The following is a 25698-nucleotide window of genomic DNA, read 5'->3' as shown; positions in this document are numbered from 1 at the left end:
ACGGCGGGGGTGCTCGCGCAGTTCCCCGCGCCCCTTCAGGGTGGCTCGGTCCCCTTCGTCACCAGTTCGGCGGGCTGGCTATCGACCTCGCCAGGACCTCGTCCAGGACCCTCGCCGTCTCCGGGACGTCCAGTTGCGAATTGTCGATGATCGGGAGGCCGGATCCGTACCAGCCGGCCATGCGGCCGTGGATGCGGGCGACCTCCTCGTCGGTGAGGCGGCGGTTGCCCGACCGTTCCGCGTTGCGCTCCAGGACGATGTCCAGGCCGGGCAGCAGGACGACCGGGAGCAGGCCGGGGCCGACGTGCCGCTTCCAGCCGCCGAGGCCGACGACGGGGCGGTCGGGGAAGACCGCGTCGTCGAGGATGCACGATATGCCGTTGGCGAGGAAGTTCCGCGCGGCGAAACCGCAGGTGCGCCGCGCGAGGCGGTACTGGGCCTCGGAGTTGTCGTTCCACCCGGTCTGCGGGTCGGCGAAGCCCGAGCGGACCCACTCGCGTACGTCGTCGAGACTGATGTGGGCGGTGGGAACGCGTCGGTGGTCCGCCCAGTACTTGGCGACGCTGGTCTTGCCGGCGCCCGCAGGCCCGATGAGCAGCACCGCGAGGGTGGTGCCGGACGGGTCCGGGGCGGCGGCCGCCGCGGGCGGTGCGCTGGGCGCGGCGACGGGACCGCCGGGGGGCAGTGGTACATGACCTGTGGTGTCCCGCGGGGGCGGGCCCTGGGCGGGGCGCGGCGCCCCCGCGGGGTGCGGCGGCTGCTGCCCGGGGTAGCCCTGTGCCGGCGGAGGCGGGGGCACGGGGGCGGAGCTCTGGTGCGCTCCCGGGTGGTGTGCGGCCGGTGACCAGCCGAAGGCCGGTCCGTGCCCCGGCTGGTGGGGCGGCGGCAGCGGAGAACCCACTGCGTGCTGCATCCGGTGCCACTCCGTCTCGTTCTTCAGTACTCAGGCGATGGGCGCTGACGGCGGGACGGGCCCGCCGGTACCGAACGGTACCGCCCCCGGTCGTCGTTTGGTGAACGGCCGGGGGCGGTGCGAAGTGCCCGTGCCTACTCGCCGACTTCCCCGTAGGCGGCGAGGAGAACGGCCGGGTCGGGGCCTTCCAGCACGGTGGGCTTGGCGAGGCCGTCGAGGACGATGAAGCGCAGCAGGTCGCCGCGGGACTTCTTGTCGACCTTCATGGTCTCCAGGAGCCTGGGCCACTGGTCGTGGCGGTAGTGCAGGGGCAGGCCGACCGCTTCGAGGACGGTGCGGTGCCGGTCGGCGGTGGCGTCGTCCAGCCGGCCCGCCAGACGGCCCAGTTCGGCGGCGAAGTGCATCCCGACGGCGACCGCGGCCCCGTGCCGCCACTGGTAGCGCTCGTTCTTCTCGATCGCGTGGCCCAGCGTGTGACCGTAGTTGAGGATCTCCCGCAGCCCCGACTCCTTCAGGTCCGAGGAGACCACCTCGGCCTTCACCCGGATCGAACGCTCGATCAGCTCGGCGGTGTGCGGGCCGTCCGGGGTACGCGCGGCCTGCGGGTCGGCCTCGATCAGGTCCAGGATCACCGGGTCGGCGATGAAACCGGCCTTGATCACCTCCGCCAGCCCCGAGACGTAGTCGTTGACCGGCAGCGAGTCCAGCGCCGCCAGGTCGCACAGCACCCCGGCCGGCGGGTGGAAGGACCCCACCAGGTTCTTGCCCTCGGCGGTGTTGATGCCGGTCTTGCCGCCCACGGCGGCGTCGACCATCGCCAGCACGGTGGTCGGGACCGCGATCCAGCGCACCCCGCGCAGCCAGGTGGCCGCCACGAACCCGGCCAGGTCGGTGGTGGCGCCGCCGCCGACACCGACGATCACGTCGGTGCGGGTGAACCCGGAGGTGCCCAGTGCCTTCCAGCAGTAGGCGGCCACCTCCGCCGTCTTGGCCTCCTCCGCGTTCGGCACCTGGATCGCGATCGCCTCGTAGCCCTGCCCGGCCAGGTCGGCGCGCAGCGCCTCACCGGTCTCGGCGAGCGCCTCGGGGTGGATCACCGCGACCCGCTTGGCCTTCTCCCCGATCAGCCCGGCCAGCTCGCCGAGCAGCTGACGGCCCACCAGCACCTCGTACGGATCGGTGCCCGCGGTGCCGCCGATGGCGATCCGGGTGACTGCCTCGCTCATGCTTCCTTCAACTCCAGTGCTTCCAGGGCGGCTTCGGTGACCTCTTCGGGCGTACGCCCGTCGGTGGCGACGACGGCGGTGGCGACCTCCTCGTACAGGTGGCGGCGGGCCTCCATCAGCTCCCGCCACTGCTTGCGCGGATTGACCGCCAGCAACGGGCGCGCGACGTTCAGGCCGGTGCGCCGGACCGCCTCCTCGACGTCCATCGACAGGTACACCACCCGTTGCCCCGCCAGCAGCGCCCGGGTGTCGTCGTCCAGCACGGCACCGCCGCCGAGGGCGAGGACACCGTCGTGTTCCGCCAGCGCGCGGGCCACGACCCGCTTCTCCATGGCACGGAAGGCGTCCTCGCCCTCGTCCACGAAGATCTCGGCGATGGAACGGCCCGCGGCGGCGACGATGTCCTCGTCGGTGTCCCGGTAGCCGACGTCCAGGCGCTCGGCCAGCAGCTGCCCCACGGTGGACTTGCCCACCCCCATCGGACCGACCAGGACCAGCAGCGGTGCGGTCATCGGATCGCCAGGGAGTCGAGGTAGGACCGCACGTTGCGGCGGGTCTCGGTCACGCTGTCGCCGGCGAACTTCTCCGCCACCGCATCGGCGAGCACCAGCGCGACCATCGCCTCCGCGACGATGCCCGCGGCCGGCACGGCGCAGACGTCGGAGCGCTGGTGGTGGGCCTGGGCCGCCTCGCCCGTCGCCACGTCCACCGTCTGCAACGCACGCGGCACGGTGGCGATCGGCTTCATCGCGGCGCGGACGCGCAGCAGCTCACCGGTGGTGAGCCCGCCCTCGGTGCCGCCGGAGCGGCCGGTCGCGCGCTTGATGCCCTCGGGGCCCGTGACGATCTCGTCGTGCGCCTTCGAACCCGGCACCCGGGCCAGGCCGAAGCCGTCGCCGACCTCCACGCCCTTGATGGCCTGGATGCCCATCAGCGCGGCGGCGAGGCGGGCGTCCAGCCGCCGGTCCCAGTGCACGTGCGAGCCCAGGCCGACCGGCACCCCGTAGGCCAGCACCTCGACCACGCCGCCGAGGGTGTCACCGTCCTTGTGCGCCTGGTCGATCTCCGCGACCATCGCCTTCGAGGCGTCCGCGTCCAGACAGCGCACCGGGTCGGCGTCCAGCCGCTCCACGTCCGCCGGGGTCGGCAGGACGCCGTACGGCGCCTTCGCGGCGGCCAGCTCCACCACGTGGGAGACGATCTCGATCCCGGCCGTCTCCTTCAGGTACGACCGGGCCACGGCGCCCAGCGCCACACGGGCCGCGGTCTCGCGCGCCGAGGCGCGCTCCAGGATCGGCCGGGCCTCGTCGAAGCCGTACTTCTGCATGCCGGCGAGGTCGGCGTGGCCCGGGCGCGGCCGGGTCAGCGGCGCGTTGCGGGCCAGGCCCGCCAGCACCTCCGGGTCCACCGGATCGGCCGCCATCACCTGCTCCCACTTCGGCCACTCCGTGTTGCCGACCATGATCGCCACCGGCGAGCCCAGGGTGAGGCCGTGCCGCACCCCGCCGAGGAAGGTGACCTCGTCCCGCTCGAACTTCATCCGGGCACCGCGCCCATAGCCCAGCCGCCGCCTCGCCAGATGGTCCGCCACCAGGTCCGTGGTGATCGGCACGCCGGCGGGCAGACCCTCCAGCGTCGCGACGAGTGCGGGACCGTGGGACTCCCCCGCGGTCAGCCAGCGCAACCTGCTCAACGGTGCTCCTCAGTGCTCGCGCCCCGGTACTGCCCTGTGTACGCGTGTCCTCGCGTACGGCGACGGCGTGACCGGGTGCGCGGCTCCGGTCCGCCACCTACGATCCTCCCACGTCCGGCGCCCGGACCCGGCCGCCGGTCCACCAGGCGGACGGACACGCGGACGGCGGACGGCGCGGTCAGCGGGCGGCGAGCGCCTGCTCGCCCGCTTTGCGCATGGCGGCGAGCGGGGCCGGGACGCGGCCCGTCATCTGCTGCACCTGGAGCACCGCCTGGTGCACCAGCAGGTCGAGGCCGCTGACGACGGCCCCGCCGTGCGCCGACCAGCGGGCGGCCAGCGCGGTCGGCCACGGCTCGTAGAGCACGTCGAAGAGGGTCGCGGGCATCTCCGGGACGGAGGCCGCGAGCGCGTCGGTCGCGCCGGCGGGGGTGGTGGCCACGACCAGCGGGGCGCGCAGCGCCTCCGCGGCGTCCGCCCAGTCGGCGATGCGTACGTCGACGTCCAGGCGCTCGGCCCACCCGCGCATCTCGGCGGCGCGGGCCCGGCTGCGTACGTAGACGGCGACCTGGCCGGTGCAGACCCGGGCCAGTGCCGCCAGCGCGGAGGAGGCCGTGGCCCCGGCGCCGAGGATGGCCGCGGTGCCGACCTCCTCGATGCCGTGCTCGCGCAGGGCCGCGACCATGCCGGGTATGTCCGTGTTGTCGCCGGTTCTGCGCCCGTCCTCGGAGAGGACGACGGTGTTCACGGCGTCGACCGAGGCGGCCGTCGCGCTGATCTCGTCGAGCAACGGGATCACCGCCCGCTTCAGCGGCATGGTCAGCGACAGTCCCGCCCACTCGGGACCCAGTCCCTCGAAGAAGCCCGGCAGCGTCGCCTCGTCGACCTCGAAACGGTCGTACGACCAGCCCCGGAGGCCCAGCTCGGCGTATGCCGTGCGATGCAGCACCGGGGAGAGGGAGTGGGCGATCGGGGAACCGAGCACGGCCGCCCGGCGCGCGTCAGTTGCCGGCGTTGGCATCGAACTTTTCCTTGAGCTTCTGGAAGTCCTTGTAGTTCTTGGCGAACTCGGTCTTGTGCACCCCGTCGGTGGCGACGAAGTAGATCCAGCCCTCGTCGGTGGGGTTCAGCGCGGCCCGCAGTGCTTCCTCACCGGGGTTGCCGATGGGCCCGGGCGGCAGTCCCTTGTTGGTGTAGGTGTTGTACGGGTCCTTGTTGCTGTTGATCTCGGACTCGCTGATGTGGATGTTGCTCTGCTTCTTCAGATAGTTGTACGTCGAGTCGAACTGGAGCAACTGGTTGGTCTCGGTGTTGGTGGGCTTGAGCCGGTTGTAGACCACCTCGGACATCTTGCGGAAGTCCTCGTGGGTCTTGCCCTCGGCCTGCACCAGGCTGGCGACCGTCACCAGCTCCCAGGGGCTCTCGAGTCCGAGGCTCTCGGCCTTCTTCTCGAAGCCGAGTTCCTCGTACTTCTCGGCGGCCCGCTCCACCATCTGTTTCAGCACGTCCTCGGGCTTCTGGCCCTTGGCGACCGCGTAGCTGGAGGGGTAGAGGAAGCCCTCCAGGGGGTCCTTGACGTTCTTGTGCTCCAGCGCCCAGTCGGGCAGTCCGAGGCTCTTGTACTCGGTCTCGGCGACCTCGGCCGTGGTGCCCGCCTTCAGTTCCAGGCGCTTGTCGATCAGCTCGTAGACCGTGGCGTTGCGCCTGCCCTCGGCGATGATCAGGTTGTTGCGGCTCTCGGGGCTGAGCATCAGTTCGACCGCGGCGTCGGCCGACATCTCCTTCTCCAGCGTGTAGACGCCGTCCTGGATGCTCTTGCTCCTGGGGTTGGTCTGCAGGGCGACGACGAACGCCTCGACGCTCTTGACCACGCCCTTGCGCTTGAGCTCCTGCCCGATGGCCGAGCCGTCGGCGCCCTTGGGGATGGTGACGGTCACCTGCTCGCCGTTGCCGGCTCCCGCGTAGTCCGGGGCCGACCCGAAGCGGTCCTGGTAGAACTGGTAGCCGAAGTAGCCGACGCCCGCGACGCCGCCGCCGAGCACCAGGCACACCACGAGGCAGGCAAAACCGTTCCGGCTCTTTTTCGGCTTGCCGCCGCCACGGCCGCCCCCGCGGCCGCCGCGTCCGCCGCCGGCCCGCTCGCCGACGTCGCCGTCGTCCTCGCGGTCGCCGTCACGGTCGTCGTCGGCACCCGCGAAGAAGGCGTGCTCGCCCTGGTCGGGGCCCGGGTCCCAGTCGGTCGCCTGCGGCTCCGGTTCCGCGCGCCGGCGGCCGGGCGGCTCCGGCGGCGGGTACGCGTCCGGGGTGCCGTAGTAGTCGTGCTGCTCGGCTCCGTAGCCGGCCGCGGCCGGCTGGCCGTACGGGTCGGCCGGATCGGGGTACTGCGCGCCGGTGGGCCAGCCTCCGTCGCCGTACTGCTGTTGGTGCTGGGCCTGGGCCGGGTACGGCTGGTCGTAGTGCCCGCCGTGGTGCTGCCCGCCGTGGTGCTGCCCGTACTGCTGCTGCTCCTGGCCGTACGCGGACTGCCCGCCGTCGCCCCAGTCGCCGTACTGCGACTGCTGCGGCTGCTCCGGATAGTGCTGTGGCTGGCCGCCGTAGGGGGACTGCGGACCCTGCTGGGCCTGCTGTCCTCCCCATCCGACGTCCCCGTACAACGGGTCCTCCGGATGCCACGGTTCGGAGCCTTGGCCCCGGCCATACTCAGTCATCGATCCCCTAGAGCCGCGAGACGGCGGGCGCGCGGCTGATGCGGCCGGCCTCCGTTCCGCCTCTTGCTGTGCGGTGGCTGTTCGAATGCCGCCGCATCGCGCGGAACGTTACCGTATCGCGATCAGATGACCACTTCGACGCCCTCGCCGGGTGCTTCCCCTGACACCCGTTCGGATTCCAGTGCCTGCTGGAGGATGATCACAGCGGCGGCCTGGTCGATGACGGAGCGTCCCTTCTTGGACTTCACGCCCGAGGCGCGCAGTCCCTGACTGGCCGTCACGGTCGTCATCCGCTCGTCGAGCAGCCGGACCGGGACCGGCGCGACGCCCTTGGCCAGCTCCTGGGCGAAGCCGCGGACCTTGGCCGCGGCTGGGCCCTCGCCGCCCTTGAGTGAGCGCGGGAGCCCGACGACGACCTCGATCGGTTCGTACTCCTCGACCAGCTGCTTCAGACGGCGGTGCGCCGCCGGAAGGTCACGGCCGGGGACCGTCTCGACCGGGGTGGCGAGGATCCCGTCGGGGTCGCACGAGGCGACCCCGATCCGGGCGTCCCCGACGTCGATCGCGAGCCGGCGTCCTCGGCGCATTACTTGGCCGTCTCCGCGACCAGGCGCTCGACGGCCTCGACGGCCTCGCCGATGGCGGCCGGGTTCTGGCCGCCGCCCTGGGCGACGTCCGGCTTGCCGCCACCGCCGCCGCCGAGGGTCTTGGCCGCCGTGCGGACCAGGTCACCGGCCTTCAGGCCGCGGTCGCGGGCGGCGTCGTTGGTGGCGATGACCGTCAGCGGCTTGCCGCCCACCGTGCTGAACAGGGCCACCACGGCGGCCCGGCCGCCCTGGATGCGGCCGCGCACGTCGAGGACCAGCTTGCGCAGGTCGTCGGCGGCGGTGCCGTCCGGGACCTGCCCGGTCACCAGGGCGACGCCGCGCACGTCCTTGGCGGACTCGGCGAGACCGGCGGCGGCCTGGAGGACCTTCTCGGCGCGGAACTTCTCGATCTCCTTCTCGGCGTCCTTCAGCTTGCCGAGCATGGCGGAGACCTTCTCCGGCAGCTCCTCCGGGCGGCCCTTGAGCAGCTCGGTGAGCTGGTTGACGACCGTGTGCTCACGGGCGAGGAAGTGGTAGGCGTCCACGCCGACCAGGGCCTCGATCCGGCGCACACCGGAGCCGATGGAGGACTCGCCGAGCAGCTTGACCAGGCCGAGCTGGGCGGTGTTGTGCACGTGGGTGCCGCCGCACAGCTCCTTGGAGAAGTCGCCGATGGTCACCACGCGCACCCGGTCGCCGTACTTCTCGCCGAACTCGGCGATGGCGCCCTGCTTCTTGGCCTCGTCGATGCCCATGACCTCGGCACGCACGTCGAGGTCGCGGGCGAGCACCTCGTTGATCTTCTGCTCGACGTCGGTCATCACCACCGTCGGGACGGCGGACGGCGAGCCGAAGTCGAACCGGAAGCGGCCGGGCTGGTTCTCGGAACCGGCCTGGGCGGCCGTCGGGCCGAGGGCGTCGCGCAGGGCCTGGTGGGTGAGGTGGGTGGCCGAGTGGGCGCGGGCGATGGCCGTGCGGCGGCGGGCGTCGATCGAGGCGTGGGCCTTGGCGCCGACGGTGGCCTCGCCGACCTGGACGACGCCCTTGTGGACGTACACGCCCGGGACCGGCTTCTGGCAGTCGCGGACCTCGATCACGGCACCGGAGTCGGTCCTGATCCTGCCGGTGTCGCCGATCTGGCCACCGCCCTCGGCGTAGAACGGGGTGCGGTCCAGGACGACCTCGACCTCGTCGCCCTCCGTGGCGGCGGGCGAGGAGACGCCGTCGACCAGGATGCCGACGACCGTGGACTCGCCCTCGGTGTCGGTGTAGCCGATGAAGTCGGTGGCACCGGCCCGGTCGGCGATCTCGCGGTAGGCGCCGAGGTCGGCGTGGCCGGTCTTCTTGGCCTGGGCGTCGGCCTTGGCCCGCTCCCGCTGCTCCTTCATCAGGCGCCGGAAGCCGTCCTCGTCCACGGACAGCCCCTGCTCGGCGGCCATCTCCAGGGTGAGGTCGATCGGGAAGCCCCAGGTGTCGTGGAGCAGGAAGGCCTTGTCGCCGGGGAGCACGGTGGAGCCGGCGGCCTTGGTGTCGGCGACGGCGGTGTCGAGGATGTTGGTGCCGGCCTTCAGCGTCTTGAGGAAGGCGTTCTCCTCGGCCAGGGCGACCTTCTCGATCCGCTCGCGGTCGGTGATCAGCTCGGGGTACTGCTGCCCCATCATGCCGATCACGACGTCGATCAGGTCCTTGACGACCGGACCGGTGGCGCCGAGCAGGCGCATGTTGCGGATGGCGCGGCGCATGATGCGGCGCAGCACGTAGCCGCGGCCCTCGTTGCCGGGGGTGACGCCGTCGCCGATGAGCATCACGGCGGTGCGGATGTGGTCGGTGACCACGCGCAGGGAGACGTCCGACTCGTGGGTGTCGCCGTAGGCCACGCCGGTCAGCTCGGTGGCCTTGTCGATGACGGCCATGGAGGTGTCGATCTCGTACATGTTCTGCACGCCCTGCAGAATCATGGCGAGCCGCTCCAGGCCGAGGCCCGTGTCGATGTTCTTGGCGGGCAGGTCACCGAGGATCTCGAAGTCCTCCTTGCCGGTGCCCTCGCCCCGCTCGTACTGCATGAAGACCAGGTTCCAGATCTCCACGTACCGCTCGTCGTTGACGGCCGGGCCGCCCTCGACGCCGAACTCGGGGCCGCGGTCGTAGTTGATCTCGGAGCAGGGTCCGCAGGGACCGGGGACACCCATGGACCAGAAGTTGTCCTTCTTGCCCAGGCGCTGGATGCGCTCGGCGGGGACGCCGACGACCTCGCGCCAGATCCGCTCGGCCTCGTCGTCGTCCTGGTAGACGGTGATCCACAGGCGCTCGGGGTCCAGGCCGTAACCGCCCTTGTCCTGGGCGCCGGTCAGCAGCTCCCAGGCCAGCTTGCAGGCGCCTTCCTTGAAGTAGTCACCGAAGGAGAAGTTGCCGCACATCTGGAAGAACGTGCCGTGCCGGGTGGTCTTGCCGACCTCTTCGATGTCCGGCGTGCGCACGCACTTCTGCACGCTGGTGGCGCGGGCGTAGGGCGGCTTGACCTCGCCGAGGAAGTACGGCTTGAAGGGCACCATGCCCGCGTTGACCAGGAGCAGAGTCGGGTCGTCCGCGATGAGCGACGCCGAAGGCACGACGGTGTGCCCGCGCTCCTCGAAGAAGCTCAACCAGCGGCGGCGGATCTCGGCCGACTCCATCAGTGGTCCTCATTCCGGTTGTACGAGTACGTCGTCCTGTCCGGGTGCGACAGGGCGGACTTCGGGTCGTTGCGGTTCTCGATCACGGCGTGGTGCCGCGGTGCGGGGAGTTCGCGGTCCGGGTCGACGGAGGCGTTCAGCCCGAGCGCGTCGCCCAGTTCGGCTTCCCGCCGGGCCATGTTGTCGCGGACGTCGAGGGCGAAGCCCACCGCGCGGTCCTTCAGCCGGCCGCCCGCCTCGATCGCCTTGTCGGCCGCGGTCGCGGCGAGGCTCTCGGGGGTCAGCTGCTTCAGCTTCCGGTTGACCTTGGTGGTGGCCCACACTCCGGCGGCGACGCCGCTGGTGAACCAGAACGTACGGCGGAACATCCTGGGCTCAGTCCTTCTTCCGCTTCATCCGCCGTGCGGCCGGGACGGTCCGGCCCACGAGCACGGTACGCCTCGACTGCCCGGCCGGCACGTCCTCCTTGCGGCCGCCGATCGCCCGGCGCACGCCGTAGCCGAAGGCCGCGACCTTGACCAGCGGGCCGCCGAAGGTGGAGGCGACGGTGGTCGACAGCGCGGACGCGTTCGACGTGACCTCCTGGACGTCGGAGGCGATCGCGTCGACCCGGTCGATCTGGGTCTGCGCGGAGCGCACCGCCGAGGAGGCGTCGGCCAGCAGCGGGACGGCCTGGTCGGTCACGTCCGCCACGAGCTTGGTGGTCGCCTTGAGCGTCTGGGCCAGCCTCGCCAGTGCGACGGCGAGGAAGGAGACCAGGATCGCCCAGAAGACGGCCACCAGGATCCCGGCAACCTCTCCACCGGACACTGTGTGCACCCGCTCCCTGAAACGTGCCTGAACATCGAGAACATCGAAAAAGTCGTCCCCCGAGCCTATCGCGCCGGGCGTCGGGCTCCGTACCGGATATCCGTCCGCGGGGAGCGGAGTTGTGCGAAGCGATTGTACGGAGTGAATACGCTTCAGTACGCTCCGTGTTCCATGCGAGATCATGGCCGCGACGGCACGTCCCCGCAGGGAAACCTGCCCCTGGAACTCGACGCGTTCGTGGGCCGGACGGCGGAACTCGCCGCTCTGACCGACGCGCTGGGGGCCGCGCGCCTGGTGACGGTGACCGGGGTCGGCGGGGTCGGGAAGTCGCGGCTGGCGGCGCGGGCGGCCGCCCGGTCGGCACCCCGGGACGGCGTGTGGCGGGTGGAGCTGGCGCCGCTGCGCGACGCGGAATTCGTGGACTACGCGGTCGTGGAGGCGCTGGAGCTGACCGACCACACGACACGGCTGCCGCGCGAGACCCTGCACGCTCACCTCGCCGAGCGGGAAGTCCTGCTGGTCCTCGACGGGGTCGAGCACCTGGTGGACGCCTGCGCCGCGCTGGTGGCCGACCTGCTGGGCCGCGCCCCGGGCCTGACGGTGCTGGCGGTGGGGCGCAGACCGCTGGGCGTGGGTGGTGAACGGCTCTTCCCGCTGGCGCCGCTGAGCGAGGAAGAGGCGGTGCACCTGCTCAGGGTACGGGCGGCGCAACAGCGGGTGGCGGGCCTCGACGACGGCGAGGTACGGCGGCTGTGCCGGCGGCTGGACGGCATTCCGCTGGCGATCGAGCTGGCCGCGGGGCGGCTGGGTGTGCTGTCGCCGGGGCAGGTGCTGGAGCGGCTGGACGACCGGTTCCGGCTGCTGGCCGGCGGCGATCCGACGGCGCTGCCCCGGCACCGGGCACTGCGCACGGCGATCGGCTGGAGCCACGAGTTGTGCACGCCCGCGGAGCGGTTGCTGTGGGCGCGGCTGTCGGTGTTCGCCGGCCCCTTCGACCTGGAGGCCGCCGAGTACGTGTGCAGCGGTGACGGGCTGCCCGCCGAGGACGTGCTCGACGTGCTGTCCGCCCTGCTGGCCCAGTCGGTGGTGACGCGCGAGGAGTCCCCGGCCGGGGTGCGCTACCGGATGCTCGACACGGTGCGCGAGTACGGCGCCGGCTGGCTGGAGGCGACGGGTGACGCGGCCCGGCTGCGGCGGCGGCACCGCGACTGGTACGTAGGCCTGGCCACCTGGTGCGAGCTGGACTGGTTCTCGCCGCGTCAGGGGGAGGTCGCCGCGCGCGTCGAGGCCGAGCTGCCCAACCTGCGCGCCGCCCTGGAGCACTCCCTGGCCGATCCGGAGGCCACACACCTGGGCCAGTACCTGGCGGGCTCCCTGTGGTTCTACTGGGTCGGCTGCGGACGGCTGTCGGAGGGACGCCACTGGCTGGAGCTGGCGGTGGGGCTGGAGGCCGAGCGGACGGCGAAGGAGCAGTCGCGGCTGAAGGCCCTGTGGGTGCTGGGGTACGTGGCGGTCCTGCAGGGCGACACGGTGCCGGCGCTGGCGGCGCTCCGGGAGTGCCGCCAGGAGGCGGAGCGGGCCCACAACGCCACGGCGGTGGCCTACGCCGAGCACCGCACGGGGTGTCTTGCGCTGGTCACCGACGACATGGAGGGCGCGGAAACGCTGCTGCGCTCGGCGCTGGAGCGCTATCAGGAGATCGGCGAGCTCAACAGCAATGTGCTGATGGCCCAGGTGGAACTGGCGATGACCCGGGCGTTCCGGGGCGACCTGCCCGGCGCGGTGCGGTTGTGCGAGGACGTCCGCCGGGTGTGCGAGGACCACGGGGAGCGGTGGGCCCGGTCGTACGCGCTGTACGTGCTGGCGTACGCGGCGTGGAGCGAGGGCCGGTCGCTGCGGGCGCGGGAGCTGCTGGCCGAGTGCCTGACCAGCGCGCACGGCTTCCGCGATCTGCTGGCCTCGGTGCTGACGGTGGAGCTGCTGGCGCTGGTCACGGTGACGGAGGGCGATCCGGCGGAGGCGGCGGTGCTCCAGGGGGCGGCGGGGCGGATGTGGCCGTCGGTGGGTCTGCCGCTGTTCGGTTCGGCGCACTACAACGCGCCGCACGAGCTGTGCGAGGCGACCGCCCGGGAGCAGTTGGGCGACGCCCGGTACGAGGACTGCGTGCGGCGGGGGGCGCTGCTCGGCCGGGAGGAGGCGGTGTCCCGGGCGGTGCGCCGCTGCGGCGCACCGGCCGCGGTACCGGCGCCGTACGGGCCGGCCCGGCCCCCGACGGCGGAGGCGCGCATGGCGAAGCCCGCCGCCTCCCGCGCCCGGAAGGGCGGGGAGACGGCGGGCTGAGGTACCGCTTCGGTACTGCGTCCGGCCGAGGTCAGCGGGCGTAGTACTCGACGACGAGCTGCTCGTCGCAGATCACCGGGATCTCCTTGCGGTTCGGCTCGCGGTCCAGGCGGAACGCCAGGGCCTTGAGGTTCACCTGGAGGTAGCGCGGGGTCTCGCCGTCGGGGGCGAAGCCGCCCTCACGGGCGATCGTGAAGAGCGTCTTCTCCTTGGAGCGCTCGCGGACCTGCACCACGTCGTCGGGACGGACGACGAAGGACGGCTTGTCGACCTTCTTGCCGTTGACCTGGATGTGGCCGTGGACGACCATCTGACGGGCCTGGTAGATCGTGCGGGCGATGCCCGAGCGCAGGACCAGCGCGTCGAGGCGCTTCTCCAGCTCCACGATCAGGGCCTCACCGGTCTTGCCCTGGACCTTGGACGCGCGGTCGTAGGCGCGGACCAGCTGACGCTCGGAGATGTCGTACTGAGCGCGCAGGCGCTGCTTCTCCAGCAGACGGACCTTGTAGTCCGAGTTCTGCTTGCGGCCGCGGCCGTGCTCACCCGGCGGGTAGGGGCGGGCCTCGAAGTACTTGACGGCCTTCGGGGTCAGCGCGATACCGAGGGCACGCGACTTCTTGACCTTGGGGCGGGACTGGTTCGCCATGAACCAAACACCTCGTGTTCTTAGTGCGAATACGGCTTCACCAGGGTTAGGGGAGGTCGCATCCGCAGCCGGGGAAACCCTGCGGGTCCGCAACGGGACCTGCCGGGCAGCCGCTCCCCTGGTCTGGGCACATACGTGCAGCACGCGAGTGGCCCACCGACCGCTCCCGGGACTCCGGGTGGTGGTGGGCTGCCCGCGACACCGATCGCCGGTGCGCGACGCTCCTGGAACCCGCGAGGGTTCCGGCTGGATGTCCCGCTCTGGTGGCGCCGGTTTCCTCGGTGAGGGCCGGACACGGGACTCAGCACTTCCGTCCAGTCTACAGGGTGCTCAGGGCCGCTTTCGACCGAGGTGTTTCCTGGTCCACTCCACGGCGTCCGCGTACCGTGCCTCGGCTCCGTGCCGGGTCGGGGCGTAGTACTCGCGGTCCTTCAGGGCGTCCGGGGCGTACTGCTGGGCGGCGATGCCCTCGGACAGATCGTGCGGGTAGACGTACCCCTGGCCGTGGCCGAGCTTGCCCGCGCCCTTGTAGTGGCTGTCGCGCAGGTGGGGCGGGACCGGTCCGGCCAGGCCCTTGCGCACGTCGTCCAGGGCGGCACCGATCGCCGTGGTCGCGGCGTTGGACTTGGGGGCCAGGGCCAGGGCGATGGTGGCGTGGCTGAGGGTGAGGGCGGCCTCGGGGAAGCCGATCATGGCGACGGCCTGGGCGGCGGCGACCGCGATCGGCAGGGCGTTCGGATCGGCGAGGCCGATGTCCTCGCTGGCGGAGATCATCAGCCGGCGGGCGATGAAGCGCGGGTCCTCGCCGGCCTCGACCATGCGGGCCAGGTAGTGCAGCGCGGCGTCGACGTCGGAGCCGCGGATGGACTTGATCAGAGCGCTGGCGACGTCGTAGTGCTGGTCGCCGTCGCGGTCGTACTTCACCGCGGCCCGGTCGACCGTCTCCTCCAGTGTGGTGAGGCCGATCTCCGTCTCGCCCTTGTCCAGAGCGGCCCCGGCGGCGGCCTCCAGGGCGGTCAGCGCGCGGCGGGCGTCGCCGCCGGCGATCCGCAGCAGGTGGTCCTCGGTCTCGGCGGGGAGGGCGACCGCGCCGCCCAGGCCGCGCTCGTCGGCGAGGGCGCGCCGGAGCAGGCCGCGGACGTCGTCGTCCGTGAGGGGTTCGAGGGTGAGCAGGAGGGAGCGGGACAGGAGGGGGGAGATCACCGAGAAGTACGGGTTCTCCGTGGTGGCCGCGATCAGGGTCACCCAGCGGTTCTCGACGGCCGGGAGCAGGGAGTCCTGCTGGGCCTTGCTGAAACGGTGGATCTCGTCGAGGAAGAGGACCGTCTCCTTGCCGTACCCGCCGACGGCGCGCCGGGCGCCGTCGATGACCGCGCGGACCTCCTTGACGCCCGCGGTGATCGCCGACAGCTCCACGAAGCGCTTGTTGGTGGCCTTGGAGACGACGTACGCCAGGGTCGTCTTGCCGGTGCCGGGCGGGCCCCAGAGGATCACCGAGGAGGGGCCGGCGGGACCGGAGGCGCCCTCGCCGACCAGCCGGCGCAGCGGTGAGCCTGGCTTCAGCAGGTGCTGCTGGCCCACGACCTCGTCGAGGGTGCGCGGGCGCATCCGGACGGCCAGAGGGCTGCCGGCGGGCTCCTTCTCCTGGCGTTCTTCTGCGGCGGCGGTGAACAGATCGGGCTCCACGTCAAAACCCTAAATCACCGCACCGACAATGCCCCGGGGCCGGGTCAGGCCCAGAGCGCGCTGCCCCAGCGGGTGAGGATCAGCATGGCGATGATGCCGACGTGCGTCACCGGCAGCACCCAGGTGAACTCGGCGAGGAAGCGCTTCAGCCAGCCGGGCGCGGGGAGGTGGCCGGTGCGGATGTTGAGCGAGGTCACGTACCAGAACATGAAGATCGTGGCCACCCAGGCCAGCGAGCACCACAGGCACAGCGCGTTGATCCGGTACAGGGACTGGAACTGCAGCCAGGTCACGAACCCGACGCCGAACAGGCAACCGGCGTTGAAGGTGAGCCAGTACCAGCGCGGGAAGCGGGCCCCGGCGAGCAGGCTCATGCCGACGCAGACGACCATGCCGTAGGTGACCAGCCCGAGCATCGGGTTGGGGAAGCCGAACACGGAGGCCTGGGCACTCTCCATGACGCTGCCGCAGGAGACGACCGGGTTGATGCCGCAGCTGGGGTTGTAGGTCTTCCCCTCCGCCTTGGCCTCGAGGATCTTGAACTTGTCGAGCGTGATGACCCACGCGGCGAGCACTCCCGCCGCGCCCGTGATCACCAGCAGCAGGGCGAGGGCCCGGCTGCCGCCGACCCTGCTGGGCGCGGCAGCGGCGTGCGGGGGCTCGGACACTGCGGAGACGTCCTTCACTGTCGTCTTGCTCATCACGCCGATTCCGTCACTGGAGCGGGAGTGCTTCGGGCACAGACATTGTGCCGTACCCGGGCGTGTGTGCACCGTTCGCGGAACATAAAGGCCTGAACACAGGGGGGACGCCCGTGGACGGAGGTTGACGGGGGCACCGGACCGCCGGTACCCCGTCCTCCGTGCTCAGCCGAGCCGCGACTCCAGTTCCGCCACGATCTCGTTGACGCCGACCGCCGTCTGCTCGCCGGACTCCATGTCCTTGAGCTGGACGACGCCGTCGGCGAGGTCCCGCTCGCCGGCGACGATCGCGTAGCGGGCGCCGCTGCGGTTGGCGTTCTTCATCGCGCCCTTGAGGCCCTTGCCGCCGTAGGAGAAGTCGGTGGCGATGCCGTTCTTGCGCAGCTCGGTGACCTTGCCGAACAGGATCCGGCGGGCCTCCTCGCCGAGCGGGACGGCGAAGACGGCGGTCGTGGCGGGGATGTCCAGTTCGACGCCCTCCGCCTCCAGGGCGAGCACCGTACGGTCGACGCCGAGGGCCCAGCCGACGGACGGCAGCGCGGGACCGCCGATCATCTCGGACAGGCCGTCGTAGCGGCCGCCGCCGCCCACCGCGGACTGGGAGCCGAGGCCGTCGTGGACGAACTCGAAGGTCGTGCGCGTGTAGTAGTCCAGGCCGCGCACCAGCTTCGGGTCGTCCTCGAAGGAGACTCCGGCCGCCGTGACCAGCTCGCGGACCTCCTCGTGGTACGCCTTGCAGGCGTCGCACAGGTAGTCCCGCAGCAGCGGGGCGTCGGTGAGCTGCCTCTGGACGTCCTGGCGCTTGTCGTCCAGCACGCGCAGCGGATTGATCTCCGCCCGGCGCAGGGTGTCCTCGTCCAGGTCCAGACCGCGCAGGAAGTCCTGGAGCGCGGCCCGGTAGACGGGCCGGCACTCCTTGTCGCCGAGGCTGTTGAGCAGGATGCGGAAGTCGCTCAGTCCCAGGGAGCAGTACGCCTGGTCGGCCAGGATGATCAGTTCCGCGTCCAGTGCCGGGTCCTCCGCGCCGATGGCCTCGGCGCCGACCTGCGAGAAGTGGCGGTAACGGCCCTTCTGGGGGCGCTCGTAGCGGTAGTACGAGCCGGAGTACCAGAGCTTGACCGGGAGGTTGCCCGCCTTGTGCAGGTTCGCCTCCAGGGCGGCGCGCAGCACGGAGGCGGTGCCTTCGGGGCGCAGGGCGAGGCGGTCGCCGCCCTTGGTCTCGAAGGCGTACATCTCCTTGGTCACGATGTCGGTGGACTCACCGACGCCGCGTGCGAACAGCTCGACGTTCTCGAAGCCGGGCGTCTCGATGTAGCCGTAGCCGGAGTTGCGCAGCGGGGCGGCGATCGCCTCGCGGACGGCCAGGTACTTGGCGGAGTCCGGCGGCAACAGGTCGTAGGTGCCCTTGGGGGCGGTGAAGGTGCTCACGGAAACGTCTCTCGTCACATTCCTCGTCGGGGAGCGCCAGGGGCTTCCTGCTCCCGGCGGCCCGCGGCCACCTGCCGCAGATACGGGTTGGTGGCGCGCTCCTGGCCGATGGTCGTCTGGGGGCCGTGGCCGGACAGCACCACGGTCGAGTCGTCGAGCGGCAGGCACACGCGGGCCAGCGAGTCGAGCATCTCGGCCATGTCACCGCCGGGCAGGTCGGTGCGTCCGACGGAGCCGGCGAACAGCAGGTCGCCCGAGAAGAAGACCGGCGGGATGTCCCCCGCCTCGGGCAGGCCGAAGGTCACCGACCCCTTGGTATGGCCCGGCGCGTGCGCGACCGTCAGCTCCAGACCGGCCAGCCGGAGCTTCGCGCCGTCGGTCATCTCCCGGACGTCGTCCGGCTCCCCCACGGTCAGCTCGCCCATCAGCGGCATGCCGATGGACCGGCCGAGCGCCTTCTCGGGGTCGCTCATCATGTACCGGTCCTCGGGGTGGATCCAGGCCGGCACGTCGTGGGCACCGCACACCGGGACGACCGAGGCGACGTGGTCGATGTGGCCGTGGGTGAGGACGACGGCGACGGGCTTGAGCCGATGCTTCTTGATCGCTTCCTCGACTCCGGGGGCCGCCTGGTGGCCCGGGTCGATGATCACGCACTCCTCACCGGCGGCGGGGGCGACGAGGTAGCAGTTCGTCCCCCAGGCCCCGGCGGGGAACCCGGCAATGAGCACGTTCGTCCTTTGTTGTGTCGGTTCGGTGGGCTCTTGAGCGCGCTGCGCCCGTGGTCAGAGCCTACCGGCGGTGCCAGATCCTCAGCGAACCCATATACGGTACGGGGCTACACGCAAGCGGTCGGCCCATGGGCACGCAGGCGTACCGGTCGGCACACGAAGAGCACGAAGACGCATGAGGAGAGAACCCGGTGGTCAGCCAGGAGCAGCGGCGGCGTCAGCTCGCCCGGGAGAAGTTCTTGCGCCAGCAGCAGCGGCGCACCGCCGCGCGGCGCAAGACGCGCATGCGCAACGCGGTGATCGCCTCGGTGCTCGGCGTGGTGGTGATCGGCAGCGTGGCGCTGTACGCGACCGAGCCCTTCAAGGACGACGGCAAGGAGAACGCGAGCGCCGAGGTCTCGCCGAGCCCCTCGGAGACCAGCAAGGCCCCGGACCCCTGCGACAAGCCGGCCGAGGGCAAGGTCAAGTCGGAGACCTGGAAGAAGGAACCGGCGATGACCATCGACAAGTCGGCGAAGTACACGATGAAGCTGGACACCACGTGCGGTGAGATCGACATCGCCCTCAAGGCGGACGCCGCGCCGCACACGGTGAACTCGTTCGCCTTCCTCGCCGGCAAGGGCTACTTCGACCACACCAAGTGCCACCGCCTGACCACCGAGGGCATCTACGTGCTCCAGTGCGGCGACCCCACGGGCCAGGGCACCGGCGGGCCGGGCTACACGATTCCGGACGAGAATCTGAAGGACAAGAGCCTCAAGGACAACACCTATCCGGCGGGCACCGTCGCGATGGCGAACACCGGGCAGAAGAACAGCGGCGGCAGCCAGTTCTTCCTCGTCTACCAGGACAGCCCGCTGCCGCCGAGCTACACACCGTTCGGCACGGTCTCGGACGCGGGCATGAAGGTGCTGAAGAAAATCGCGGCTGCCGGGGCCCAGGCTCCGGACCCGACGAGCGGGAACACCGCACCCAACGCGACGGTCGTGATCAACAAGGCGACGGTCGCGAAATCCTGACCCCCAACTGCGGAACTTCGGTCGCGCGGGATGCGGACAGGCCGCCCGCCGGTCGCCTATGTTGGCGGTGACGAAACTGTGGACGATGCCCGGGGGTGCTTCGAACCCTCCGCAGGCATCATGTGGAGGAGGCGCTGTGAGCAGCGACCCGTGGGGCCGCGTCGACGAGACGGGGACCGTGTACGTGCGTACGGCCGACGGCGAGAAGGTCGTCGGTTCCTGGCAGGCCGGCTCCCCCGATGAAGCGCTGGCCTATTTCGAGCGCAAGTACGAGGGCCTGGTTGTCGAGATCGGCCTCCTCGAGAAGCGGGTGAAGACCACCGACCTGTCGGCGAAGGACGCCCTGGCCGCCGTGGAGCACCTGCGCGAGCAGGTCGACGCGCACCACGCGGTCGGGGACCTGGACGCGCTGCGGGTGCGGCTGGACAAGCTCGTCGAGCTGGTGGAGAAGCGCCGCGAGGAGCGCAAGGCGCAGCGGGCCAAGCAGTCCGACGAGGCCCGCCGGGCCAAGGAGGCGCTGGTCGCCGAGGCCGAGGAACTGGCCCAGTCCGACCAGTGGCGGGTGGCCGGCGAGCGGCTGCGGTCGCTGGTGGACACCTGGAAGGGCCTGCCGCGGCTGGACCGCAAGTCCGACGACGAGCTGTGGCACCGCTTCTCGCACGCCCGGTCGGCGTTCTCCAAGCGGCGCAAGCAGCACTTCGCGCAGCTGGACGCGCAGCGCGAGGAGGCGCGCCGGATCAAGGAGCGGCTGGTCGCCGAGGCCGAGGCGCTGTCGGGTTCGACGGACTGGGGCGCGACGGCCGCGCGCTACCGCGAGCTGATGGCCGAGTGGAAGGCCGCGGGCCGCGCCCAGCGCGAGCACGAGGACGAGCTGTGGAACCGCTTCCGCGGTGCCCAGGACGTCTTCTTCGGTGCCCGTAGCGCGGTGTTCGCCGAGCGCGACGCCGAGCAGGCCGAGAACCTCAAGCTCAAGGAGGAGCTGGCCGGGGAGGCCGAGAAGCTCCTGCCGATCACCGACCTGAAGGCGGCCCGCGCCGGGTTCCGCTCGATCAACGAGCGCTGGGAGGCGATCGGCCATGTGCCGCGCGACGCCCGGCCGAAGGTCGAGGGCCGGATGCACGCGGTGGAGCGGGCGATCCAGGAGGCCGAGGAGGCCGAGTGGCGCCGGACCAACCCGGAGGCACGCGCGCGTGCGGAGGGGCTGACCGGCCAGCTCCAGGCGGCCGTGGACAAGCTGAAGGGCCAGATCGAGCAGGCGCGCGCCCAGGGCAACACGGCGCGGGCCGAGAAGCTGGAGCGGGAGCTGGAGGGCCGGCAGGCGCTGCTGGACCAGGCGCTCAAGGGCCTCCACGAGTTCGGCGGCTGACCTTCTCGACGTGCAGCGAAGCGGCCCGGCGGTGGGGCACCGCCGGGGCACTTCGTCGTTCACCGCGGTTCCGGCGTGCTCGCTGATGTCCAGGGCGTGCTGGAGCACCTCGCAGGCCTGCAGGTGGTTCCCGGACTCCTGGAGCAGGTCGGCCAGCCGGCGGCAGACCAGCACGGCCTCCGGCCCGTACACCTTGTGCACCCGCTGGAAGGCGGGTTTCAGCACCTCGATCGCCTCCCGCACCTGCCCGGTCTCCGCGAGCAGTTCGGACAGCTCCAGCTGTACGTCGACCAGGTCGCCCTGCCGGTCGCCGGTGCGCTGCTCCTGAAGCGCCAGGCGCTCTCCTGGGAGCGCTGCGGCAGGGGCCGGTTCCTGGCGCTCAGGCGTTCCTCCAGGACCCGGTGGACGGTGTCGAGGTCGATCAGGTCGGGCCGTCCTCCACCCCGTCCCGCAGGATGCCCGGCAGTTCGCCGGTGAACGCCGTGCAGCGCTCGCCGTCCGGTGCCGGCGCGATGCGGTCCCGTGGCGAGGCGGCCAGGACGTAGGCGCCGTCCACCGCGGCCCGGGCGGCCAGTTGGTCGTCGCCGGCCAGGGACCGGGCCGCGCGGCCGCTGAAGCAGCAGTCGAGCACGACGATCTCGCGTCGGGCGCGGGCGGTGCGCAGTGCGGTACGCAGGTGCCGGTAGGCCACGGCGCTCGGCGGGTACGCCGGCTGAGCCCGCCTGTTCGACGCGCTCCTCCGTCGACTCCCCCGTCTCCCGTCCTGCGGCCGCGCTACGACGGCCTCCGCGCCGACGTCACGCGGTACACGTCGTACACGCCCTCCACGCCGCGTACGGCCTTCAGGACGTGGCCGAGGTGCTTCGGGTCGCCCATCTCGAACGTGAAGCGGGAGGTGGCGACGCGGTCGCGGGAGGTCTGGACGGCCGCCGACAGGATGTTCACGTGCTGGTCGGACAGGACGCGGGTGACGTCCGACAGCAGCCGGGAGCGGTCCAGGGCCTCGACCTGGATGGCGACCAGGAAGACCGAGGACTGGGTGGGTGCCCACTCGACCTCGAGGATGCGCTCCGGCTCGCGGGAGAGCGAGTCGACGTTCACGCAGTCGCTGCGGTGGACGGAGACGCCGCTGCCGCGGGTGACGAAGCCGATGATGGGGTCGCCGGGGACCGGTGTACAGCAGCGGGCCAGCTTGACCCACACGTCCTCGACGCCCTTGACCACGACGCCCGGGTCGGCGCTGGTGCGGCGCTTGCGGCTCCGGCCGCGCGACGGCGGGACCGACTCGTCGATCTCCTCGGTGGCGGCCTCCTCGCCGCCGAGCGCCTGGACCAGCTTCTGCACGATGTTCTGCGCCGAGACGTGCCCCTCACCGATCGCCGCGTACAGCGCGGAGATGTCCGAGTAGCGCATCTCGTGCGCGAGCGTGACCAGGGAGTCGCCGGTCAGGATGCGCTGGATCGGCAGGTTCTGCTTGCGCATCGCGCGGACGATGGCGTCCTTGCCCTGTTCGATCGCCTCGTCACGGCGCTCCTTGGAGAACCACGCCCGGATCTTGTTGCGGGCGCGCGGCGACTTCACGAAGCCGAGCCAGTCACGGGACGGGCCCGCTCCGGCGGCCTTGGAGGTGAAGACCTCCACCAGGTCGCCGTTGTCCAGAGTGGACTCCAGGGGCACCAGGCGGCCGTTGACCCGGGCTCCTATCGTGCGGTGGCCGACCTCCGTGTGGACGGCGTAGGCGAAGTCGACCGGGGTGGCGCCCGCCGGGAGCGCTATGACGTCACCCTTCGGCGTGAAGACGAAGACCTCGTTGCGGGACAGGTCGAAGCGCAGCGACTCCAGGAACTCGCCGGGATCCTCGGTCTCCTTCTGCCAGTCCAGCAGCTGGCGCAGCCACGCCATGTCGTTGATGGCGGCCGAGTCCTTGCCGGCCTTGCCGGCCGGCGCCTTCGGCACATCGGTGCGGACCTTGGAGGCACCGGCGACGGCCTCCTGCTTGTACTTCCAGTGCGCGGCGATGCCGTACTCGGCGCGGCGGTGCATGTCGAACGTGCGGATCTGCAGCTCGACCGGCTTGCCGTTGGGGCCGATGACCGTCGTGTGCAGCGACTGGTACATGTTGAACTTGGGCATCGCGATGTAGTCCTTGAACCGGCCGGGAACCGGGTTCCATCGCGCGTGTACCGTGCCGAGCGCCGCGTAGCAGTCGCGGACGGTGTCCACCAGGACGCGGATGCCCACCAGGTCGTAGATCTCCGCGAAGTCCCGGCCGCGGACGATCATCTTCTGGTAGACGCTGTAGTAGTGCTTGGGGCGGCCGGTGACGGTCGCCTTGATGCGGGCCGCCCGCAGGTCCTGCTGGACCTCGTCGGTGACGATGGCGAGGTACTCGTCGCGCTTGGGAGCGCGCTCGGCGACCAGGCGGACGATCTCGTCGTACATCTTGGGGTAGAGGATCGCGAAGGCGAGGTCCTCCAGCTCCCACTTGATGGTGTTCATGCCCAGGCGGTGGGCGAGGGGCGCGTAGATCTCCAGGGTCTCGCGCGCCTTCTTCTCCTGCTTCTCGCGCTTGAGGTAGCGCATGGTGCGCATGTTGTGCAGGCGGTCGGCGAGCTTGATGACCAGGACGCGCGGGTCCTTGGCCATGGCGACGACCATCTTGCGCACGGTCTCCGCCTGGGCGGCCTCGCCGAACTTGACCTTGTCCAGCTTGGTGACGCCGTCGACGAGCAGGGCGACCACGTCGCCGAAGTCGCGGCGCAGGTCCTCCAGGCCGTACTCGGTGTCCTCCACCGTGTCGTGCAGCAGGCCAGCCATCAGCGTGGCCGGGTCCATGCCCAGCTCGGCGAGGATGGTGGTGACGGCGAGCGGGTGCGTGATGTACGGGTCGCCGCTCTTGCGCTTCTGGCCGCGGTGCCAGCGCTCGGCGACCTGGTAGGCCTTCTCGATCTGGCGGAGGGTCGCGGTCTCGATCTTGGGGTCGTTGCTGCGCACTATGCGCAGCAACGGCTCCAGCACCGGGTTGTAGGGGTTGGCGCGCTGGACGCCGAGGCGGGCGAGACGGGCGCGGACGCGGTTGGAGGAACCGGAGCGGGTGGGCGGGCCGGCGGGTGCGCGGACGACGGGCGCGTTCTGCGGGCGCTCGGGAGGGGCGGGCTTGGGGCGCGAGTGCTCGGCCGGCTTGTCGACGGGCGCCGACTGGGCGTGCTCGACCGGCCCGCGGGGGTCGTTCGTCGCCTGCGTCGCCCGCGGTGCGGACTTCGCCGCGGCCGCCGAGGCGGACTCGGGCTTGGCGGCGGTCAGGTGCTGGGCCTCGTCTGGCAAGAGGACTCCTCGTGCGCGATCCGGGTCCCCCGGTCAGGCTCCGGACACCCCATGGTAGCGATCCTGCGCCCCGGGATCGCCTTCAGGCAGATGTGAGGGACGTCTACCGGAGAAACGCGCGGGGCGGGCGCCGGATTCCTCCGGGCCCGCCCCTTTGATGTCGTACCGGTGTCGCCGGTCCCCCGCCGGGTCGCTACACCGTGAGCAGCGCTTCGAGAGGGGCGCCGTCCAGGACCGGCTCCACTCGGCTCCGGCCGCCCAGGAAGCCCAGCTCCATCAGCACCGCGAGGCCGGCGACCTGGGCGCCCGCCCTGCGGATGAGCTGCACGGAGGCTTCGGCCGTGCCCCCGGTGGCGAGGACGTCGTCGACGATCAGGACCCGGTCGTCGGCGGTCAGGTCCTCCGCGTGCACCTCGATCTCGGCCGAGCCGTACTCCAGGTCGTAGGCCTGGCCGAGCGTGGCTCCGGGGAGCTTGCCGGCCTTGCGTACGGGGACGAAGCCGAGGCCCGCGCGGACGGCGACCGGGGCGCCGAGGATGAAGCCGCGGGCCTCCAGACCGACGATCTTGGTGGCCCGGGTGCGCTCGGCGGTCTCGGCGAGGGCGTCCGTGAGCGCGGTGAACGCCGCCGGGTCCGCCAGCAGCGGGGTGATGTCCTTGAACACCACGCCCGGCTGCGGATAGTCGGCCACGTCACGGATGCGGCTGAGCAGCAGCTCCCTGATGTCGGTCACCGGCGCTTCCCCGAGGGTCGGCCACGGCCCCGGGCGCGGGACGCGGGCTGGCTGCGCGGGCCGACGACCGCGGGCGCGGCGGCTTCCAGGGGGGCGTCGTCGGCCGGCTCGTCGGCGAACGGCGCGTCCGGGGACTCGCCCTTCGCCGCCGCCTGCGCCCGCTTGGCGAGGATGCGCTTCTTGAGCGCCTTCATCTGCGGCTCGCGCTCCTTGAGGTCGGCGACGAGCGGCGTGGCGATGAAGATCGAGGAGTAGGCACCGGCCGCGAGGCCGACGAACAGCGACAGCGAGATGTCGTTGAGCATGCCGGCGCCGAGGACGCCGCCGCCGATGAACAGCAGGCCCGCCACCGGCAGCAGCGCGACCACCGTGGTGTTGACGGAGCGGACCAGGGTGCTGTTGATCGAGCGGTTGGCGATCTCGCCGTAGGTCCAGCGGGTCTGTTTGGTGATGTCCCTCGTCTGCTCCTTGAGGCTGTCGAAGACGACCACCGTGTCGTAGAGCGAGTAGCCGAGGATGGTCAGCAGACCGATCACCGTGCCCGGTGTGACCTCGAAGCCGACGAGGGCGTAGATGCCGACCGTGATGGTGATGTCGTGGATCAGCGCGACGAACGCGGCCAGCGCCATGCGCCACTCGAAGGCGATCGCCAGATAGATCACCACGAGGACGAGGAAGATGCCGAGGCCCTGCCACGCCTTGTTGGCGATCTGGTCTCCCCAGCTGGGGCCGACCAGTTCGGCGTTGATGCTCTCCGCCTCGACCTTGAGGTCCTTGGCGAGGTCCTCCTTGATCCGGTCCGACTGCTCGGTGCCGGTGCCCGCCACCTGGATGCGCAGGGTGCCGTCGCCGAGCTTCTGGACGATCGCGTCGTGGCCGGAGGCCTCCTCCGCGTACTGCTCGGCCTGGGAGACCGAGGCGCTCACGTTCTTCGGCGTGGTGAAGACGGCGCCGCCCTGGAACTCGATGCCCATGTGCAGGCCGCGCACCGCCAGGCCGACGATGGCCGTGATGGTGATCAGGATCGAGATGCCGTACCAGATCTTGCGGTTCTTGACGAAGTCGTAGCCGATCTCGCCATGGTGCAGTCGGGCGCCGATGTTGCCGAGCTTCGACAT

22 protein-coding genes are annotated in these 25698 nt (G+C 71.4%); 3 read left to right on the top strand and 19 right to left on the bottom strand.

Features of this window, described 5'->3' with window-relative positions; translation table 11 throughout:
- Positions 1 to 58: 58 nt before the first annotated feature.
- The 10 genes from ACLGIH_RS28595 to ACLGIH_RS28550 all read right to left on the bottom strand — a co-directional run bounded on the left by ACLGIH_RS28595 (position 59) and on the right by ACLGIH_RS28550 (position 10615).
- Entirely contained in the window at positions 59 to 913 is an 855-nt protein-coding gene (locus ACLGIH_RS28595) for a Pro-rich N-terminal domain-containing protein (protein WP_416528162.1), read from the bottom strand.
- A 134-nt stretch (positions 914 to 1047) separates the two neighbouring features.
- On the bottom strand, positions 1048 to 2139 hold the full coding sequence (gene aroB, locus ACLGIH_RS28590) for a 3-dehydroquinate synthase (protein WP_416528161.1): 1092 nt from the start codon (positions 2137 to 2139) through the stop codon (positions 1048 to 1050).
- A complete protein-coding gene (locus ACLGIH_RS28585) occupies positions 2136 to 2651 on the bottom strand; it encodes a shikimate kinase (RefSeq protein WP_416528160.1) in 516 nt (171 codons plus the stop codon). The genes aroB and ACLGIH_RS28585 overlap by 4 nt, the downstream gene beginning before the upstream one ends.
- The gene (aroC, locus tag ACLGIH_RS28580; protein WP_416528159.1) at positions 2648 to 3832 is read right to left on the bottom strand and encodes a chorismate synthase; all 1185 of its coding nucleotides are present in this window, start codon (positions 3830 to 3832) and stop codon (positions 2648 to 2650) included. Before aroC ends, ACLGIH_RS28585 begins: the two co-directional genes overlap by 4 nt.
- Before the next feature lie 178 nt (positions 3833 to 4010).
- Positions 4011 to 4850, bottom strand: coding sequence for a shikimate dehydrogenase (locus tag ACLGIH_RS28575; protein WP_416528158.1), 840 nt, complete (start codon positions 4848 to 4850; stop codon positions 4011 to 4013).
- Positions 4831 to 6537 carry an endolytic transglycosylase MltG gene (gene mltG, locus ACLGIH_RS28570; RefSeq protein ID WP_416528157.1) on the bottom strand — a complete coding sequence of 569 codons (1707 nt, stop codon included), beginning with the start codon at positions 6535 to 6537 and terminating at the stop codon, positions 4831 to 4833. The genes ACLGIH_RS28575 and mltG overlap by 20 nt, the downstream gene beginning before the upstream one ends.
- Positions 6538 to 6659: 122 nt before the next feature.
- Entirely contained in the window at positions 6660 to 7124 is a 465-nt protein-coding gene (gene ruvX / locus ACLGIH_RS28565; RefSeq protein WP_416528156.1) for a Holliday junction resolvase RuvX, read from the bottom strand.
- Positions 7124 to 9796 (bottom strand): alanine--tRNA ligase, encoded by a 2673-nt coding sequence (alaS, locus tag ACLGIH_RS28560; protein WP_416528155.1) that lies wholly within the window; start codon positions 9794 to 9796, stop codon positions 7124 to 7126. The genes ruvX and alaS overlap by 1 nt, the downstream gene beginning before the upstream one ends.
- Positions 9796 to 10164 (bottom strand): hypothetical protein, encoded by a 369-nt coding sequence (locus ACLGIH_RS28555; protein ID WP_416528154.1) that lies wholly within the window; start codon positions 10162 to 10164, stop codon positions 9796 to 9798. The genes alaS and ACLGIH_RS28555 overlap by 1 nt, the downstream gene beginning before the upstream one ends.
- 7 nt (positions 10165 to 10171) lie before the next feature.
- Positions 10172 to 10615, bottom strand: coding sequence for a DUF948 domain-containing protein (locus tag ACLGIH_RS28550; protein WP_416528153.1), 444 nt, complete (start codon positions 10613 to 10615; stop codon positions 10172 to 10174).
- Between the two features lie 162 nt (positions 10616 to 10777).
- Between ACLGIH_RS28550 and ACLGIH_RS28545 the strand changes: the two genes are divergently transcribed.
- A complete protein-coding gene (locus ACLGIH_RS28545; protein WP_416528152.1) occupies positions 10778 to 12946 on the top strand; it encodes an ATP-binding protein in 2169 nt (722 codons plus the stop codon).
- A gap of 31 nt (positions 12947 to 12977) precedes the next feature.
- On the opposite strand, the gene rpsD is transcribed toward ACLGIH_RS28545, so the two are convergent.
- The 5 genes from rpsD to ACLGIH_RS28520 form a co-directional block, all read right to left on the bottom strand.
- Positions 12978 to 13592: a 30S ribosomal protein S4 gene (gene rpsD, locus ACLGIH_RS28540; RefSeq protein ID WP_416528151.1), complete on the bottom strand. Its 615-nt coding sequence runs from the start codon at positions 13590 to 13592 to the stop codon at positions 12978 to 12980.
- A gap of 330 nt (positions 13593 to 13922) precedes the next feature.
- Entirely contained in the window at positions 13923 to 15278 is a 1356-nt protein-coding gene (locus ACLGIH_RS28535) for a replication-associated recombination protein A (RefSeq protein WP_416528150.1), read from the bottom strand.
- A gap of 44 nt (positions 15279 to 15322) precedes the next feature.
- Positions 15323 to 15979, bottom strand: a complete 657-nt coding sequence (locus ACLGIH_RS28530; RefSeq protein WP_416528149.1) for a vitamin K epoxide reductase family protein — start codon at positions 15977 to 15979, stop codon at positions 15323 to 15325.
- Between the two features lie 165 nt (positions 15980 to 16144).
- A complete protein-coding gene (gene hisS, locus ACLGIH_RS28525) occupies positions 16145 to 17407 on the bottom strand; it encodes a histidine--tRNA ligase (protein WP_416528148.1) in 1263 nt (420 codons plus the stop codon).
- A gap of 14 nt (positions 17408 to 17421) precedes the next feature.
- The gene (locus ACLGIH_RS28520; protein ID WP_416528147.1) at positions 17422 to 18138 is read right to left on the bottom strand and encodes an MBL fold metallo-hydrolase; all 717 of its coding nucleotides are present in this window, start codon (positions 18136 to 18138) and stop codon (positions 17422 to 17424) included.
- 191 nt (positions 18139 to 18329) lie between these two features.
- Here ACLGIH_RS28520 and ACLGIH_RS28515 point away from each other — a divergent pair, with 191 nt between their 5' ends.
- Positions 18330 to 19157, top strand: a complete 828-nt coding sequence (locus ACLGIH_RS28515) for a peptidylprolyl isomerase (RefSeq protein WP_416528146.1) — start codon at positions 18330 to 18332, stop codon at positions 19155 to 19157.
- A gap of 136 nt (positions 19158 to 19293) precedes the next feature.
- Positions 19294 to 20523, top strand: coding sequence for a DUF349 domain-containing protein (locus ACLGIH_RS28510; RefSeq protein ID WP_416528145.1), 1230 nt, complete (start codon positions 19294 to 19296; stop codon positions 20521 to 20523).
- Positions 20524 to 20944: 421 nt separating this feature from the next.
- On the opposite strand, the gene ACLGIH_RS28505 is transcribed toward ACLGIH_RS28510, so the two are convergent.
- From ACLGIH_RS28505 to secF, 4 genes are all read right to left on the bottom strand, one after another.
- Positions 20945 to 21214 (bottom strand): hypothetical protein, encoded by a 270-nt coding sequence (locus tag ACLGIH_RS28505; RefSeq protein ID WP_416528144.1) that lies wholly within the window; start codon positions 21212 to 21214, stop codon positions 20945 to 20947.
- 83 nt (positions 21215 to 21297) lie between these two features.
- Complete coding sequence (relA, locus tag ACLGIH_RS28500) at positions 21298 to 23847, bottom strand: GTP pyrophosphokinase (protein ID WP_416528143.1); 2550 nt, start codon at positions 23845 to 23847, stop codon at positions 21298 to 21300.
- A gap of 193 nt (positions 23848 to 24040) precedes the next feature.
- Entirely contained in the window at positions 24041 to 24580 is a 540-nt protein-coding gene (locus ACLGIH_RS28495) for an adenine phosphoribosyltransferase (protein WP_416528142.1), read from the bottom strand.
- Entirely contained in the window at positions 24577 to 25698 is a 1122-nt protein-coding gene (gene secF / locus ACLGIH_RS28490; protein WP_416528141.1) for a protein translocase subunit SecF, read from the bottom strand. The genes ACLGIH_RS28495 and secF overlap by 4 nt, the downstream gene beginning before the upstream one ends.

This window comes from Streptomyces hamibioticus, from assembly GCF_047946815.1.
Lineage (GTDB): Bacteria > Actinomycetota > Actinomycetes > Streptomycetales > Streptomycetaceae > Streptomyces.
Note: the sequence above shows the minus strand (reverse complement) of the source record. Positions and strands in the feature narration are given on the sequence as shown.